Source organism: Syntrophomonas erecta subsp. sporosyntropha (assembly GCF_055395365.1).
In genome coordinates this window covers 1,528,726-1,544,284 of record NZ_AP042459.1, presented here as the reverse complement: position 1 = coordinate 1,544,284, position 15,559 = coordinate 1,528,726, and the positions used below count along the sequence as shown (strand labels likewise).

19 protein-coding genes are annotated in these 15,559 nt (G+C 43.4%); all 19 read right to left on the bottom strand.

Features of this window, described 5'->3' with window-relative positions; all coding sequences use genetic code 11:
- Entirely contained in the window at positions 1 to 336 is a 336-nt protein-coding gene (locus ACZ5Q0_RS07545) for a phage head closure protein (protein WP_446818679.1), read from the bottom strand.
- 3 nt (positions 337 to 339) lie between these two features.
- On the bottom strand, positions 340 to 648 hold the full coding sequence (locus ACZ5Q0_RS07540) for a head-tail connector protein (RefSeq protein WP_446818680.1): 309 nt from the start codon (positions 646 to 648) through the stop codon (positions 340 to 342).
- Positions 649 to 667: 19 nt separating this feature from the next.
- A complete protein-coding gene (locus ACZ5Q0_RS07535; protein ID WP_446818681.1) occupies positions 668 to 1,315 on the bottom strand; it encodes a hypothetical protein in 648 nt (215 codons plus the stop codon).
- 11 nt (positions 1,316 to 1,326) lie between these two features.
- Positions 1,327 to 2,526: a phage major capsid protein gene (locus tag ACZ5Q0_RS07530; RefSeq protein ID WP_447182364.1), complete on the bottom strand. Its 1,200-nt coding sequence runs from the start codon at positions 2,524 to 2,526 to the stop codon at positions 1,327 to 1,329.
- 11 nt (positions 2,527 to 2,537) lie between these two features.
- On the bottom strand, positions 2,538 to 3,218 hold the full coding sequence (locus ACZ5Q0_RS07525; protein ID WP_446818683.1) for a head maturation protease, ClpP-related: 681 nt from the start codon (positions 3,216 to 3,218) through the stop codon (positions 2,538 to 2,540).
- Between the two features lie 44 nt (positions 3,219 to 3,262).
- The gene (locus tag ACZ5Q0_RS07520) at positions 3,263 to 4,507 is read right to left on the bottom strand and encodes a phage portal protein (protein ID WP_446818684.1); all 1,245 of its coding nucleotides are present in this window, start codon (positions 4,505 to 4,507) and stop codon (positions 3,263 to 3,265) included.
- Between the two features lie 162 nt (positions 4,508 to 4,669).
- The gene (locus tag ACZ5Q0_RS07515) at positions 4,670 to 5,140 is read right to left on the bottom strand and encodes a hypothetical protein (protein ID WP_446818685.1); all 471 of its coding nucleotides are present in this window, start codon (positions 5,138 to 5,140) and stop codon (positions 4,670 to 4,672) included.
- Between the two features lie 108 nt (positions 5,141 to 5,248).
- The gene (locus ACZ5Q0_RS07510; RefSeq protein WP_446820795.1) at positions 5,249 to 6,850 is read right to left on the bottom strand and encodes a terminase large subunit; all 1,602 of its coding nucleotides are present in this window, start codon (positions 6,848 to 6,850) and stop codon (positions 5,249 to 5,251) included.
- A gap of 82 nt (positions 6,851 to 6,932) precedes the next feature.
- Positions 6,933 to 7,112 carry a DUF5049 domain-containing protein gene (locus ACZ5Q0_RS07505; protein WP_446818686.1) on the bottom strand — a complete coding sequence of 60 codons (180 nt, stop codon included), beginning with the start codon at positions 7,110 to 7,112 and terminating at the stop codon, positions 6,933 to 6,935.
- Positions 7,109 to 7,348: a DUF4314 domain-containing protein gene (locus ACZ5Q0_RS07500; protein ID WP_446818687.1), complete on the bottom strand. Its 240-nt coding sequence runs from the start codon at positions 7,346 to 7,348 to the stop codon at positions 7,109 to 7,111. The genes ACZ5Q0_RS07505 and ACZ5Q0_RS07500 overlap by 4 nt, the downstream gene beginning before the upstream one ends.
- A gap of 18 nt (positions 7,349 to 7,366) precedes the next feature.
- Entirely contained in the window at positions 7,367 to 8,128 is a 762-nt protein-coding gene (locus ACZ5Q0_RS07495; RefSeq protein WP_446818688.1) for a virulence protein, read from the bottom strand.
- Between the two features lie 183 nt (positions 8,129 to 8,311).
- Complete coding sequence (locus ACZ5Q0_RS07490) at positions 8,312 to 9,538, bottom strand: site-specific DNA-methyltransferase (RefSeq protein ID WP_446818689.1); 1,227 nt, start codon at positions 9,536 to 9,538, stop codon at positions 8,312 to 8,314.
- A gap of 6 nt (positions 9,539 to 9,544) precedes the next feature.
- The gene (locus ACZ5Q0_RS07485) at positions 9,545 to 10,123 is read right to left on the bottom strand and encodes a P27 family phage terminase small subunit (RefSeq protein WP_446818690.1); all 579 of its coding nucleotides are present in this window, start codon (positions 10,121 to 10,123) and stop codon (positions 9,545 to 9,547) included.
- Between the two features lie 96 nt (positions 10,124 to 10,219).
- The gene (locus ACZ5Q0_RS07480; RefSeq protein ID WP_446818691.1) at positions 10,220 to 10,588 is read right to left on the bottom strand and encodes an HNH endonuclease; all 369 of its coding nucleotides are present in this window, start codon (positions 10,586 to 10,588) and stop codon (positions 10,220 to 10,222) included.
- 132 nt (positions 10,589 to 10,720) lie between these two features.
- Positions 10,721 to 11,128, bottom strand: a complete 408-nt coding sequence (locus tag ACZ5Q0_RS07475) for a hypothetical protein (RefSeq protein WP_446818692.1) — start codon at positions 11,126 to 11,128, stop codon at positions 10,721 to 10,723.
- A complete protein-coding gene (locus ACZ5Q0_RS07470; RefSeq protein ID WP_446818693.1) occupies positions 11,125 to 11,343 on the bottom strand; it encodes a hypothetical protein in 219 nt (72 codons plus the stop codon). Before ACZ5Q0_RS07470 ends, ACZ5Q0_RS07475 begins: the two co-directional genes overlap by 4 nt.
- Positions 11,340 to 12,740, bottom strand: coding sequence for an SNF2-related protein (locus ACZ5Q0_RS07465; RefSeq protein ID WP_464827090.1), 1,401 nt, complete (start codon positions 12,738 to 12,740; stop codon positions 11,340 to 11,342). Before ACZ5Q0_RS07465 ends, ACZ5Q0_RS07470 begins: the two co-directional genes overlap by 4 nt.
- A gap of 116 nt (positions 12,741 to 12,856) precedes the next feature.
- Positions 12,857 to 13,141 carry a VRR-NUC domain-containing protein gene (locus tag ACZ5Q0_RS07460; RefSeq protein WP_446818695.1) on the bottom strand — a complete coding sequence of 95 codons (285 nt, stop codon included), beginning with the start codon at positions 13,139 to 13,141 and terminating at the stop codon, positions 12,857 to 12,859.
- Positions 13,142 to 13,284: 143 nt separating this feature from the next.
- Positions 13,285 to 15,531, bottom strand: a complete 2,247-nt coding sequence (locus ACZ5Q0_RS07455) for a phage/plasmid primase, P4 family (protein WP_446818697.1) — start codon at positions 15,529 to 15,531, stop codon at positions 13,285 to 13,287.
- Between the last annotated feature and the right edge of the window lie 28 nt (positions 15,532 to 15,559).

The following is a 15,559-nucleotide window of genomic DNA, read 5'->3' as shown; positions in this document are numbered from 1 at the left end:
TTAGCCACTAGATTCCACTACTTTTTTGGCTAGAACCTCTATATACATCCCACGATTCTTTATGTCCATCACACTTGTAACTTTATATCGTCCGTCATTACAAACAATAACCATAGCGGTAGATACTTCAACATCTGGTATCCTTCGAAAACGAAAAAGGGCATTGGCTTCAGAAAAGGCAGCCATGTTTGCCCATTTCTCGCTGGCATACCGATCTTCCTTATATGCTCTGACTGAGGCAATGATGGTATCTTTAACGGTGCTAAAACCTTCACTGTCTTTGGTTACTTCAGTTGTTATCAGGTCAATAAAGGTGTTCATTTTTCCAATGCTCATAGGCTACACCTTCCAATCCCGATCAAGTCGCAGAAGGGAATTAATGGTATCCTGTGCTTGTCGTCCAGCTAATGCGCTATCGGCAAAGAAACCCCCGGTGCCACCGTCCCTACTTTCATAAAAATAGGAGGCAAGCATAATTACTGCCTGCTCGGTAGTAAGGGGTATTTCGTTATTGGAATAATAACCTTCCGATAGATGCTGGTAACTTTCAGCATAGGATATAGCGGCGGCGATATAGCTACTGAGAAGTTCATCATCCTTATCATGCTCTAAGATCAGATTAGCTTTAACTTTTTCAAATAGTGTCATCTCCGCCACCATCCTTTCTTTATTCTTCTGGAGCCACTATTTCCACCATAAATTCGGTTTCATCATAGCCGGAGGACCACAGCGTAAAGAGCTTAGGCGTTTCTATAATCTCATCGCATTTGAGCCACATGATGATATCTCCGTCTGTGCCGCCTACACTGGCTGCCTCTGTTACATCAGCTTGTGTTAGCTGATAACCGTTGTATTTGATTTTGGTGATATCAGAAAGTCCGGTAGATATTAAAATCCCTATCCATTTATGGATGCCCTGTGCGGGATTGGCGCTATCAAATTCCACTAGCTCCTCTACATCAACGGTAACAGTGATTATGCCATCGGCAATGGTTACATCACTGACCTGGCTTTGATTCGCGGTTATCGGCTGCCCTTCGGTAGCTATCGGTGCTTTCGCAACGGATACGTTCCAGGTGTCAAATTCCATGAAACCAGCATCCTTAAGCTTGGCCAGCAAGTCATTGAAGTTATCCTTTAGATCATTGACCTTGGCGGCGGTGCTGTTAGCCTGGTTTGAAGCTATAGGGAATCCTTTTAAAAATGCTCCTTCTTTAATCTCCAAAGAGCCACCCTCTATAACTTCCAAAATCCCGCCAATGACAGTTTTCTCGCCGCCTTGCTCGGTATAGTTTTTAGTGTTATAGCTCATCATTAGCACCCCCATTAAGCCTTCTGCTGCAAGACTTTAATTGCTTCAGGAAGAATCAGTTTCCCATCCACCCTTTGGCTGCCGAGAAAACCAACCTGACCTGTAGTTGCATAAAGCTCGTTCAGGCGTTTAAAGCTTCTTCCTTGTCTGTCGGCAATCCAGTAATACTTGAAATCACCGAAAGCGATAGTCCTGGCACCAGCTGCAATAGTAGGGGCATAAGCAGAGGTATAAACCGGCCGGTTAAGAAGAGTATCCGGAGTCCCAGCAGTTAATGAGGGCTGCCATAAATATTGCCCTTGACCATCTTTTAGTTTTCTTAAGACTTTAACGGTGGCGTCATTAAGGATGAATACCGCATTTTTCCTGTAGGGAGACTTAAGCGAATAGACTAAATCAATAACCTCATCTGCAGTAATAGCGTTATTGGCGGCAGCAGTAGCACCTATTTGCGCACCTCCGGTTGCGGCAAAGATGCCTGTAGGCTTTCCTTCACCGTCTCCTACAAGAAAGGCTTCTTCTTCCTTGGCTCCGATTCTTCTGGCAAACTCAGTTGAGATAAATTCCTCAATGTTAAACACACTGTCATTTAGGAGCTCTTCGGAAACTTTAATCATAGTACCCAGCTTATAGGCCCCAATAGAAGCCTGACCAAAAACAACATTATCTTCGTCATAATCTTCACCTTCATCAAGCCAAGATGCTGTTCCTTTGGTTACTACAATGGGAATTTTACGATCCCCACTTGAAGTTTGAATGATCTTAGCCAGCTTACGGAAGATGTTTTCTTCTTCCAGGTTTTGAATAAGGGTTCTTTCAAACTCATTCGGCACAAGGTATCCGCCTTCTGATTCTTCGCCTATGGATAAAGCGTTTAGCACATCCTGTCTGGGGTTCTTTGAACGCATCACATTCCAGAAGGCTTTTTTGTATTCATCACTGGCTCTACCGGTTTTTTCATCCATATCTGGATTTACTGGCTTTCCAGTAAGGGGCGTGTTGACAGGTTTATTAAGTTCAGCTTCGAGAGCCTCCTGCCGCTCAAGGCGGCTTATTTCCTTGCCCAGATTAACAATGTCTGCTTCCATCTTGTCGTAGATTGCAGCGTCTTCTGCGGATACTAAACCATCATTTCCTCGTTTTGAATCAAGAAATGCTTTGGCTGCTTCCCAGGCTTTAGCCCGTTTTTCACGTAATTCAAGTATTTTACTCATGTTGGTACCTCCTAATATTTTAATAAATTAAGCCGCTCATATAGTGGCTCGGTGGACTGTTTGGGTATTGGTTTTTTTAGCTTGTCGAGAAGGGAATTTGCTACCGCTCTTCGACTAAATACAAAACTGTCTTGCGGCGGGCTTTCGCCGGGCTTAAACATAATGGCATCGGCAAAGCCAAGTTCAATAGCTTTATTAGCATTTAGCCAGGTTTCCGCATCCATCAGGTGTGAGAGCCTTGTCCTCGACAGGCCGGTTTTAATCTCATAGGCATTGATGATGCTTTCTTTTACTTCATTTAGCATACCGATTGCTTTTTGCATTTCTTCACTGTCTCCAATGGCGATAGTGAAAGGATTGTGGAGCATCATCAGGGAAGTTGGGGACATTAGAACTTTTGTTCCCGCCATGGAAATCACTGATGCTGCTGATGCGGCAATTCCGTCAATCTTAACTGTGACATTGCCCTTGTAGTCCATTAGCATATTGTAAATCTGTGCTGCAGCGATGCAATCGCCTCCGGGAGAGTTGATCCAGACAATGATATCTCCTTTGCCGCTTAACAATTCTTCCTTAAAGGCAACCGGGGTCACATCATCTTCAAACCAGCTTTCCTCGGCTATCACGCCGTTTAGGTAGAGAGTTCGTGATTCTGAATCTTCATCACGTACCCAGTTCCAGAATTTCTTCATTCGGTTCCCTCCATTTCTGTAAAAATTGGTCTTTGCGTACCATATCAACCCTCGCCATACTTATTACTCCAGTATCCAGCCCGAGCTAAATCCACCATGTTGCCATTGCACAAGAATTTGTTTCCACCTAGCTCATCAGGTATCAAGTCCATATCTTCTAATGCTCTTGCATCATTAGGGCACATAAAGCCATTCTGTATTCCTATCGCATACCCGTTCATTCGGCTAGTATAGTCACCTCGAAGCAGCCCATCCACATTAAATTTGGCAAATAGAAGCTTCTTTTCATCAGTCCGTAAAAGAGAGCGGCTGATAGCCTGTTCCCAGCGGATTACCCAAGGGTCAAGGGTGTATTTTACAAACTCTAGTGACTGCTGCTCAATATTAGAAAAGCTCGACTTTTCAAGATCTCCCACCATGTGCGGAGGCACACGAAAAATGCGAGCGATTTCATTGATTTGAAACTTCCTTGTTTCTAAAAACTGCGCTTGTTCCGGTGAAATACCTATTGGCTGGTACTTCATGCCTTCTTCTAAAACGGCTACCCGGTGAGCGTTACTGCTTCCCTGATAGGCCATGTTCCAGCTCTCTTTGACCTTTTGTGGATCTTTAATGGTGCCGGGATGTTCAAGGACTCCGCCCGGTGCAGCACCGTTGGCAAAAAACTTGGCTCCGTATTCTTCAGTTGCCATTGCAAGCCCGATGGCGTTTTTAGCCATAGCAATGGGAGAGTACCCCACCAAACCGTCAAAGCCAAGTCCTGGAATATGCAGCACATCGCTGGGCCTTAGGGTGACTGTCATGCCATTTATTGCTGGTGCTTCATCTGAATACCGGGTGTAGGAGTAATAAAGTTCTCCTTTGGAATCCCGGTCAACTCTCATCCGGTTTGGCATCAAAGGGTATAGAGCAATAACCTCACCTTTACCGTTACGGATAATTTGCGCATAGGCATTTCCCCACAGCAAAAGATGCGTCATTAATGTCTCCCTAAATACGAAGGAGCTCATCTCGGGGTTAGGCTCATCGTGCAGTAAAAAATACAGCGGGTGGAAGAGGGCTTTCTCCTTACCGCCGCTTGCTGTGTATTTATATAAATGGAGGGGAAGCCCCGCTACTGCTTCAGCCAGTATCCTTACACAGGAATAAACTGCAGTCATCTGCATGGCTGTGTGTTCATTTACCGGCTTACCGCTTGTAGTTCCACCAAAGAAGAAGCTATAGCTACTGCCTGGTGTCCTGTTTTTTGGTTTATCTCTTGCTTTAAATAGATTTTTAAGTAGGCCCATTTGCATCACTCTCCTTAAAAATGGGCATGAAAAAAGCACCTCGGTTGAGATGCTTTTGGGGTATTTATCTATTAATTTAAGTCATATATTATAAATACTATGCAACTAGGAGATAAGTCTAAATATATCTTTTGGTATTTCTCCATTTAGTTGGTTGATTATTTACCTCTTTGTTTCCAAATTTAAAGAAATTTTATTGAACCTTTTCTCATTTTCGTACCAAGCAACAATTCCAGCTATAGCACCAAAAATAAAGAGAAAAAACATCAACCCCATACTTACATTTATAGGTAACTCCGATAAGATAAAACCGGGTGTACGACCATTTACAATAAATTGACTGCTGAATACGATAACTACTATAAAAATAATAGTTCGCAAGCCCTCCCTAATCATATTAGTTAAGCGCCCTTTTTCTCTCTTCGTTTTCCATTTAAAATAAAACCTCTTTTCGAAGGAATCACTTCTGATGATTCGATAAAATGCAAGCGGAATAAAGACAAAAACAACTATTATATAATACAGGCTCATATGATAAACATGACTATGAAAGGGTATAATCAATAGAATCATTAGTAATACGATTGCAATGATATTTTTCCCTTTTTTTAACTCTTGTGAAAGCAATTGCATCCCTCTTCTTCCTTCATTGTTACTGTACACTTTTGAGTCACATTATTCTACTAGTGTTCAATAAAATCTTTACTTAATTAAATCGATTATAACATGAAACCAATAGCACTAAAGTATTAAAAGCCCTCTATCATCGTAAACTGAAGACCCTGTCTCTCCGCCACAACGTATTGCTCTATCAAGAGCCATAATCGTAGAAACAGCACCATCAATTCTTTCAGTCGATTTTTCTTTATCCGGCTTGATGTTTCCAGCAGGATCGGTACGGATAAAGATGTTATCCATCATCCAACGAAGCACTGGATGCCCGCCATGGGCTAACTTTTCTTCTAAAGTAAGCTTCATCAGTTCCTTGGTGGGCGGTGACATATCCTTAAAACCCTGACCAAAAGGAACAACAGTAAAACCCATACCTTCAAGATTTTGCGTCATTTGCACAGCACCCCAACGGTCAAAGGCGATTTCACGAATGTTATAGTCCATGCCTAATTCCTCAATGAAAGATTCTATAAAGCCATAATGGACAACATTGCCTTCAGTGGTTTTAAGAAAACCTTGCTTTTCCCACAAGTCATAATTAACATGGTCCCGCCGGACACGTAAATCAATATTCTCTTCCGGTATCCAAAAGTAAGGTAAGACACTGTATTTATCATCTTCATCAATCGGAGGAAACACCAGTACAAAAGCTGTAATATCGGTGGAAGAGGAAAGGTCTAGTCCGCCATAACAAACTCGCCCTTTTAGCTTTTCTGGATCAACCTTAAACGCGCAAGCATCCCATTTATCCATCGGCATCCAGCGCACTGATTGTTTCACCCATTGATTTAATCGAAGTTGCCGGAAGCTATTCTCTTCTGCTGGGTTTTGCCTTGCTGATTCAAATGCTGCTTTAACCTTATCCATTGTCACTGTGATTCCCAAAGAAGGATTTGCCTTTTTCCATACCTTCGGATCCGTCCAGTCATCCTCCAATTCGGCTCCGTAAATAACAGGATAGAAGGTAGGGTCATTCTTTCTACCGTCAAGGATATCTACTGCCTTCTGATGTACTTCCCAGCAGATGCTGTTTTGATTATCCCCGGCGGTGGTTATTAGGAAATATAAAGGCTGCATTCTGGCATCTCCGCTGCCTTTGGTCATAACATCATATAACTTTCTATTGGGCTGAGTATGCAGCTCATCAAAGACTACACCATGGGTGTTAAAGCCATGCTTGTTTTTGATATCAGCGGAAAGCACCTGATAAACACTTCCTGTGGGCTTATAGATTAGCCTTTTCATGGAATCAAGGATTTTAACACGTTTTGCTAAAGCCGGGCACATCCGCACCATATCAGCAGCCACGTTAAAAACAATAGATGCTTGATTGCGATCAGCGGCACAGCCATAAACTTCAGCTCGTTCTTCTCCATCACCACAAGTAAGAAGGAGAGCAATAGCAGCGGCTAGCTCACTTTTACCCATCTTTTTCGGGATTTCTACATAAGCGGTGTTAAACTGTCGATATCCGTTAGGCTTTAAAATACCAAAAACATCTCTTACAATCCGTTCCTGCCAGTCTATAAGCTCAAAGGGTTTTCCCGCCCATGTACCTTTAGTGTGGTTAAGGGCCTGTATAAAAGAAACAGCATAGTCGGCGGCATCCTGGCAATAAACTGAATCCTTCGCCATAAACTTTGTGGAGGTGTATTTCTTTAGTTTCCGAATGAGTGCCGCCTCCTTTCCAAAATATAAAATGGGCAAAAGAAAAGAGCCTTCGCTTGAAAGCCCCTTGCTTTTAAAAATCTATTTACGGTGTTTCACCAGTCAGAATAAAACGACCGTATTCATCTTTATGCTCTTCCAAATATAAAACCAACTCGTAAAAGCCTAGGCAGTTAGCTTCATGCTGGACTCTATTAACATCAAACATATTTGTAACACCGCTGTTCCTAATAATTAGTATCTGCTCCTTAATCTTCTCATTCATATTCTGGCCCCCCCAATTTTCCGGCATTCATCTTCGCCAAAAGCTATCCCTAAAGAGCTACCAGAATCCCAATTTACATGGATTGTTCCAATGTCATCAACACCAGTGACAGTGCCTTTAGTGCCGGGCTGAAGCTTGGTATAGGGGTCATTCATTCTGATAAGCATTACCCTTGTGCCTGGTGGATAATAGCTTCTTAGCTGTTTTAGCATTTCCGGGTGTATTTCTTTAAGCATTCTTAATCCTCCTTGCCTTTATTTTATCTTCGCATAAGCAGCACTGCCGGTTAGTTTAGACAAAAGAATTCTGCGCTCAGCTTTGTATTCCGGGCCTATAAAGCCCAGCCTCAGGAGGAAGCAACGGAAGGCATACTTCTCATTTTCCACAGCTTTTTCTCTGGCATTAACCCTTTTCTGCGTCTTGGCCATTTCGCAAAGAGCCGCAATAAAATGGGTGTAGGCTTTGATTTCATCGGAGTTCCGCTCACCCCTAAACCAAGGAAAACTTATGATTTCTTCTTCAACGATTACCGGAACTGAGTCGGTATCCAAAGCCTTCTTAATGAGAGTTTCTTTGCTTTCTACCAGTCTTTTTAGGTTTTCAATCGCTGCATCAGTAAAATCTGCCCTTGGCATTTCGATGGTCAAGGAATCTACTTCTTCTTGTAATGCTGAATCTTTAAAAGGCAGTTCCTCATAGTCCTTATAAGGACTAATCCTGCCGCCGAGAGCAGCTTCAAAGGGGATCTGCAAATCCTCTGGAACGGGCTCTGCTTCAGGAAGCGGGGCATCATATTTTTCACAAACCGCTTTGAAATCATGTAATCCTAAAAGGTCAGCAACCAGTCCGGGGTTGTCCTTACCTGCAAGCACCCCGTTCCTGTCAACGTTATAGCTGTCCACCACATAAGTGAAGGTAGGAGCACCCAGGTATTTTACTGGGGCGTTTAGTTCCTGGCTGATAGCTTCTACCAGGGCTTTGCGTCTTGGGCCTGTCATATTGTAGTCAATTCTCATTTTCCATACCACCTTTCTTTTTTGGTAGTAACATATATCACTCTGAAAGCTGTAAATAGCAAGTGGTATGTGAGTTATATTATTTAGAATATGCGACTTAAGGTTTGGCGGCGGTCAAGCATTGAGCACCCTGATATCTATACCTGGCACCATCTCTAACCATTGGAGGTTCAATTTTGTTTATCAGGAGTCTTTAAACAGCAGCTCTGGATTTACAGGGCTGCCGTTTAGTTTTATAGCGTTTTCAGGAAAGTTCTGATAATATCGCTTCACAATAACATCGCAGAACTTTTCATCAAGCTCAATCATATGACAGATTCGGTTCGTCTGCTCGCAGGCAATAAGTGTACTTCCGGAGCCGCCGAAGGGATCAAGAACGATGCAATTAGTTAAGCTTGAGTTTAAAATAGGGTAAGCCACCAGTGTAACAGGCTTCATTGTTGGATGATCTGCATTCTTTTTCGGCTTTTCAAATTCCCAAATGGTAGTTTGCTTGCGGTCGGCATACCAGTTGTGTTTGCCAGACTTCTTCCAGCCAAAGAGCACAGGCTCATGTTGCCACTGATAGGGAGAACGTCCCAGAACCAGCGATTGCTTTTTCCAAATGCAGGTGCCGGAAAGATAAAAACCAGCATCAGAGAAAGCCTTTCTGAAATTCAACCCTTCAGTATCCGCATGGAATACATAAATAGAAGCATCCTTTGCCATTGCTGCTTCGATGTTTTTAAACGATGCAAGCAGGAAGTTATAGAATGCTTCATTAGCCATATTATCATTTTTAATTTTTCCAGCTGTTCCTTCATAATTTACATTGTAAGGCGGATCTGTAACTGTAAGGTTAGCTTGTTTTCCATCCATCAATAGTTCAAATGTTTCAGCCTTAGTGGAATCACCGCAAACAAGACGATGTTTTCCTAAAAGCCAAATATCACCCAGTTTAGTAGTAGTAGGTTTTTTTAGCTCCGTATCTACATCAAAATCATCTTCTTGGACATCATCATTATCGCTCAACAATTTATTTAACTCCGCATCGTCAAAACCAAGAAGGGAGATATCAAAATCTACACCTTGAAGATCAGAAATCTCTACCGAAAGCATCTCAGCATCCCAGCCTGCGTTTAAGGCCAGGCGATTGTCGGCAATAATGTAAGCTCGTTTTTGCGCTTCGCTAAGATGCTCTGCAAATACACAAGGGACTTCCTTGACGCTTTCTTCCTTGGCAGCCAGGATTCTGCCATGACCTGCTATGATGTTTAAATCCTTGTCCACAATGACCGGGTTGACAAATCCAAATTCCCTCAGCGATGCTCTAAGTTGGAGAATCTGTTCCTTGCTGTGTGTACGAGCATTTCTAGCATAGGGTACCAGTTTATCTATATTTACTTTTTCAAAACGTTCTGTTGAATTCACTTATTATCACCGTCCCTTCCTATTGGATAAAAGGGCCTCCATAATATCATCCTGGGGATTGCCCACAAAAGCGGTGGTGCAGTTTTGCTTTACTATGTCAAAAATCTCATACCATAAGAGATTTGCCTGTTTCTGAAATGACTGACTCATCTGCACAAAGGGGCTGGCGATTGCTCCGCCTGTGGTAGGATGTTTTCCCAAAAGCCCGTAAGTGCTAATGGCCTCTTCGCATTGAATGTATCGTGTAAAGGCTTGAGCATAAGCTTCAATTAGCCTTGGGTTAACAAATTTTTCGCAGCCTCGGTCTCTTAACCATTTCCAGGTTTCGATAAATAGTGCATCCGCCCCTAAAGGCTTTCCGTCCTTTTGCCTGGTGCTAAGGTAGTCGCTTGGCGCAGGCATATCTTCTCCGTAAAGATCAGAGTCCACATCTAAGTCCTCAACTTCCAGTATCGACTCAGGGGTTATGTCCGGCACTTCCAGTATTTTTGCGGTTTTACCTTTATTGATTTTATCTGCAAGAGGATCTGGTTTGTCTCCTGCACGAACTCGCCTGCCGCCTCTGTTTGTTCCGTCTTTTGCCATACGCCATCACCTCCTTTCCAGACACGGCTTCAATCCCCCCTTTGAACCGGTATTTTTCAACACGAAGCCCCCCGCCGCTGTCCGCTAAAAAAGGTTTTAGAGATTTGACTGCCCCCACCGGTCACCGCTCTCGACAGTGATTCGGGAGTGGCAGGATTTACAAAGAGACATGAGGTTGTTCTTCTCGTTTCCTCCGCCCTTCGATAGGGGAAGGATGTGATGGACTTCCTCAGCAGGGGTAAGCCTGCCTTGCCTTTGGCACTCTTCACAAAGGGGGTGGACCTTGATGTATCTATCGCGGATGCGTTTCCATGCACGGCCGTATCGTTTGTTGGATGCAGGGTCGCGTTGATGTTTGTTGTAATTTCTATTCATAGTTTTTTGGTGTTCAGCGCAGTATTGCCCGTCACTAACGAGCCGACCGCAGCTGGGGTAAGAACAGGGTCTTTTAGGCTTCCTTGGCATTTCCTCACCTCAATTCTGGCCATGAAAAAAGCCCCCGCAGATTTTTCCACGAAGGCCCTGGATCTTTATATTTATCTACCTTGATAGTATCACAAAAGCAATACTGACAAACAGTGACATTAGGTGACAACTTTAAGGAATTTGAATTATTCCAACCGCATCATCGTGTATTCGGTAGACATGCCGCACGTTATATCCCATATCCACAGCGATCTGTTCCCAAGTATCAAAACAAAGGTATCGTTTCTCAAGGAGAGTCTGATATTCAGGGTTATTGACTGTCTTAATGACTCCTACAATCTCCCGCTTTAAATCCACTAAACGATCAATGTCATTATTTATTTCTGCTTGCAGGTCCACGATTTTAGCCACTGCATCTGCCATTTTGGATGTTGCCCGGTTAGGATTCTTCGGCATGCCGGTAAGAGTGGATGTAGCTTTTGTAGCGAGCTCGTTAAGTGAAGCCACCTGTTCTAATTTACTATTTATCCGTTGGTCCAGGCGATAAGCCTGTCCGAGATATTCTTTCGCCGTCATCATATAACCTCCCCCTTAAGTTTTTCTATAAGCATCTCCGGGTCAACTGTAGTAAGCGATGCGTACCAGTCGGAATGGAAAAACCGCTCTACTTCACGTTTGGTATATAAAGCAGACTTATTGTTGGGGTACTTTTTCAGTTTTTTTAGTGAGTCGCGATAGTCCCTGACCGCCCGCAGGACAATGGCATTTGCCAGCATTTCATAGGGATCCTTCATGCGGTTTTTCTCCTTTCCGTTAGATTTATCTTGACTGCATTAATAAGGTCGGACTGGGTTTTTTCTTTTTTGCGAATCGCCGTCATAACCTGTTCATCAATGGTTCCTTTGGCAACGATGTGGTGGATAACCACCGTGTCCTTCTGACCTTGCCGCCATAGACGGGCATTGGTCTGCTGATATAACTCAAGAGACCAGGTAAGGCCGAACCAGATGAGGGTGGAACCGCCGCTTTGAAGGTTTAGTCCATGTCCCGCAGAAGCAGGGTGAATAACTGCAATCTGAATATCCCCATGATTCCAATCAGCGATGTCCTTTGAGGTTTTGATCTGTCTAACATCAAACCGCTTGCAGATACGCTCAAGGTCGTGGTTGTACCAGTAAGCAATAAGCACAGGCTTGCCGTTTGCACCTTCAATTAAATCCTCAAGGGCATCCAGCTTGCGGTCGTGGATATGGACCACCGCACCTTGATCATCATAGACTGCGCCATTAGCCATCTGCAGGAGTTTTCCCGATAATGCTGCGGCATTGGCTGCAGTAATTTCCTCACCCTTGATTATTGTTATTAGATCCCGCTTCATGGCATCAAGAGTTTCCTTTTCCTTTTCGGAAAGTTTTACTTGCACTTCGTTTACAATCAGCTCCGGAAGTTTGAGATAATCAGAACCCTTCATGCTGATGGTGATGTCTGAAATCAGTCGGTAGATAGCATCTTCTGCACCGGGTTTTGGTTTGTAGGAAAATATTACTTGCTGGTTACGCTTATCCGGTACGAAATAATCCTCTCGGTACCTGCCGATAAACCTCCCAAGCCTCTGGCCCATATCAAGCAATCTAAACTCGGCCCATAAATCCATTAGACCGTTACTTGCAGGTGTGCCGGTAAGACCGATGATTCTTTTGACCCGGGGACGAACTTTCATAAGAGCCCGGAAGCGTTTAGCCTGATGATTTTTAAAGGATGAGAGCTCGTCTATAATTACAGTGTCGAAGTCAAAGGGGAGGGAGCTATCCTCTACAAGCCACTTAACATTCTCGCGGTTGATAATATAGATATCTGCCGGGGTTTTGAGAGCTGCAAGACGCTCCGTTTCCGTCCCAATCGCTACGCTTAATTTCAGGTTTCTGATATGTGACCATTTTTGAACTTCGTTTTTCCATACATTGCCGACTCTTAAAGGGCAGATGACAAGTACCTTATGCATCTCAAAATAATCAAAGAGAAGTTCATTCAATGCCGTGAGTGTGATTACTGTTTTTCCCAGTCCGCAGTCAAGCAGTATGGCGGCAGTTGGGTGATCGATAATAAACCTCACGCTGTATTCCTGGTATTTATGCAGATTAGTTCGATTTAATAAACCGTCCATAAACATCCCTCTCTTTCTGTGCTGCATGAATTTTTGAGTGTTCAGACATTGTTATTAGCAGAAGATTGTCTGAACCATTATTCAGGTAGTAGTTCTTATCTTTGATTTGTGATTTTTTCCGTTTAAATTCTTGACCACACCAGTCACAATGAATTTTCAATTTCATGTAATATCCCTCCAATTTGCTCTAGGTCATCCAAAACATAAACCTTAAAACCTAACTGCCGTAACACCCCGTGTCTTTTTATCTGTAGTGGGCGGGGTTTCTTACCCGGAGCCTTTAATTCCACAAATGCCATCTTCCCATTTGGTAATAGCACCAAGCGGTCTGGCATTCCATCAAATCCGGGACATATAAGTTTAGGTGCAATCCCACTTGCTTTTTTAACTGCCTGTACTAATTTTTGTTCTATATGTTTTTCAAGCATTTTTTGCCTCCTAAGCATCAGGGGTAACCGGGGTGCAGGTCGTAGCAGGTCATATACATAACTTTTTATATAGACTTTTTTTTAACCCCTATAGAAGACTTTATAATATGACTTGCACCGACCTGCACCTTTGGGGAAATAGCCTATTCTAGGAGAAATTCAGACCTTAACCTTAATCCCTTTACAATAACCCCCATTTTGGTCTTTTGTCTTTCAAATCCTTCTGATTCTAAAGCCGTGTAAAAATCGGTTGTGCTCCTTGTATACTCACCGGTTCTCATGCAGAAGGCCCGGTACTCTCTATATACCTCGCCTGATTTTTCGGTAAGAGCTTTATCCAGATCACAGCACTCGTCGAGAAAGTGGGCCAGCCAGTCGTTATTTTCCTTATAGGCTGAAATGGCATCCCTGACTTTTTCCGGCAGATCTCTCTGGTAATCGTCCTTAATTACTTTTCTAGATCCTTCGATTATCCAGCTGAGTATCGCTCCGCCCGCATTCTCGAAAAGGTAATCGCCGTAGTTTTTAATATCCTGGCTGCCCTCAATCTTTGCGGCAAATGGGATGACGATTAACCTTCTCCAAGTACCCGTATCAATGGCTCCAACCTTTGGCAGGTGGTTGGTGTATAAAACCAAGGTGTGGCTCGGAATATAGCTAAAGGGATCCTTGTATTTCTTTTCCGCATATATCTCATCAGTGGAGCAAAGCTGTTTAACATTAGATGTATTAAGGCGCATGCCTTCTTCCATTTCCGCAGCAATCAATAGCCTTTTTCCCTTCGCTTCGGCTAGTTCCGGCTTTACGTTTCTCCTGCAGCCAACTGTCAGTATGTCTGCAGAAATGTTGCCACTATAGGTACCAAGCACCCTGGAGATTGCGTTCCAGAAGGTAGATTTACCATTGCGGCCTTCTCCATAGGCGATAATTAAAGCCTCCACATAAACCTTGCCAATGGCGGCAAGTCCCACTACCTTTTGCACATAATCAATTAAGTCCCGGTCTTTTAAGAAGAAGGTATTTAGGGCATCCATCCATTTATCCATACCTGCTGCACCAGGTTCCACCGCTGTTTCTTTAGTAATAAAATGATTAGGGTCATGCTCCACCTTGGTGCCAAGCCTTAGATCATAAGTGCCTTTTGGGGTGTTTAGTAAAAACTCATCCGTATCAAGATCACTTTGCCTGATTTCCAGCATGGGCCGAGCTTCTTTTAATGATGCGGCTATCTCCTTTGAGTCCCGACGTTTGATGGCATATTTTCTATACGTGCTTGCAGCTTCATACATATCAAAGGCATGGGATTGCTGTTCATTAAAAGCAGCCACTGCCTTTTTAGCTCCCATATTGGCCAGTATTTCGGCCGCCCCGTTTTTCACCATTTCATCCATCGCTTTTTTCATTTCAGATCTGGCCTCTTCCAATTGCCTGGTGGTGAGTTCCTGGGCTATTGCCTGTGCCTTTGGTTTCGATTCCTCCCAAAAGCTACCATTGTAAACGATGAAATCCGTGGCAGGGGAATACCTGAGTTTACTTTCATACTCCCTTGCTAAAACTACAGCCTGGCCCACATCCGAAAAATCCGATGGTTTTAATACGCTATCCGAGTTGTAGACCTCTGGTGGAATATACCCGGCCTGAGCCGCTACTTTTTTCCCAAAGCTAACCGCACTATTCCAGATAGTATTTAATTCACTTTCCTCCAGGGGTGGGTTGCATTTTTCCGCTTGTTTTAGGAACCGGGAGTGCGCTTCCTCGGTATTGCCAAAACGCTTAATAACTCTCCCGGCATAATGGGACATGGTGCTGTTGCGTTTTCCTTTGGGTATTTCTTCCTGCTCCTCATCCCAGTCGGCAAAGCTGCTATCCTCCAGGAATTCAACAATATTCAGGCTCCCTTCAAAAAACTCAACTTCACCATTATCTGAGCCAAAAATGAACCTGGCGCTGTCAAGAGCATTTGTGTCAAAGAACGGAAAGTTTAATGCGACCTCTTGTTTTAAGGTGGCGTATTCATCCTGGTCATTAATTGTTGGAGTCATAAAATACACATGAAACCTGGGCCTTGGAGATTTATCAGACTTTTGCTTCATGTGGTTTCTGCTATAAGATATGGCATAGGAAACCCCGGGGAAGGCTATAGCCACATCAACCGGAGTAACCCAGTCTTTAAGATCATCCGAGTGGTCATTATCGCAATCAAGGACAATATTATCAGCTGTAATGAAATTGGTGTTGCTTCGATAATTGTCCTTATACTCCGCACTAACATGGTCAAACTTGATTGCTTCAAGGAAAGAATCCTTATCTTTAATTACCGTCTTTTTAGGGTAAAAACAGTTTGAGAGGTTTCCCGCACAATCCGCTGTGTAGAGGGTAAATTCAATCATTATAAAGCCTCCCCCCTACCTTTATGGG